Consider the following 1,098-nt stretch of genomic DNA (forward strand, 5'->3'; position numbering starts at 1 on the left):
TTATCTCTCACTATTTTTTTCGTCATCTCTACCGAAGCGGAGAGATCTATAAGCTGAAATTTTTATTTTCCTAGTGGTTGACCTCTCATCGACCAAAAAGCTGCATCCTCATAATTTGAAGATGAAAGCAGGTATTTCATCGGAGGCTGTAGTCCTTCTTTCCGTTATATTCCTTGCTGCGCTCTGGGCTTTACACTTCAATAAGGTTTATTGACAGTGATTTTTGCAAGGACGGAACTGCGGAGAAGTACCTTTTCGATCGTTATCTCTCACTATTTTTTTCGTCATCTCGATCGGAGTGTAACGTAGCGGAGAGATCTTTTCCTAGCGCTGGTGCCGCAACAACCACAGCGAGCAATATAACCATAATTTGAAAATGAAAGCCGGTATTTCATCGGGAGCTACAGTCCTTCTTTCCGTTGCAAGTCCTCGCTGTGCTCCGGGCTTTACACTTCAATAAGGTTTACCAACAGCGGTTTTTGCGGGGACGGAACCGTGGAGAAGTACCTTTCGTCATCTCACTATTTTTTTCGTCATCTCGATCGGAGTGTAATGTAGCGGAGAGATCTTTAGAACGGGTTTCGCCAGTGCTTGGTATAATACAACCATAATCTTAGCCCAATGCAATCAGTTGTTTGAAATATCAAACTATTTTATATTTTTGGTTATCTATGATTTATCTTCTAAGACAAGTACACCGGATATGGTTTCTATTCTGGATACTGTTTTTTTTCGCTCTGTTCTATCCAATATATTACATTACCTCACGTAATGAGAAGTACTACAGTACGCTCAATTTTTTCAGAAAAGCCAACAGTTTTTTGTGCAGTTTGTTTTCAGGTGTTTTTTTTTGTTATCAATATGAAGAAAAGCTAAATCCCAAACAAACTTACATCTATTGCGCAAACCACACCTCTAACCTGGATATTATGATTTTCTGTATCATGGGGCATGGTAAATTCCATTTTATGGGAAAGGACGAATTGTTGAATAATCCCGTATTAGGCATTTTTTTTAAAACCATCGATATTTCTGTAAACCGCGACAGTAAGATTTCGGCTTTTAAAGCATTTAAAAAAGCTGGCGAAAACCTAGAAA

1 protein-coding gene is annotated in these 1,098 nt (G+C 38.8%); it reads left to right on the top strand.

Features of this window, described 5'->3' with window-relative positions:
* Positions 1 to 671: 671 nt before the first annotated feature.
* On the top strand, positions 672 to 1,098 hold a 427-nt coding region (locus AC1DPQ_RS28510; protein WP_477611678.1), incomplete at its 3' end, for a lysophospholipid acyltransferase family protein.

This window comes from Pedobacter sp. 01T416_2, from assembly GCF_056398925.1.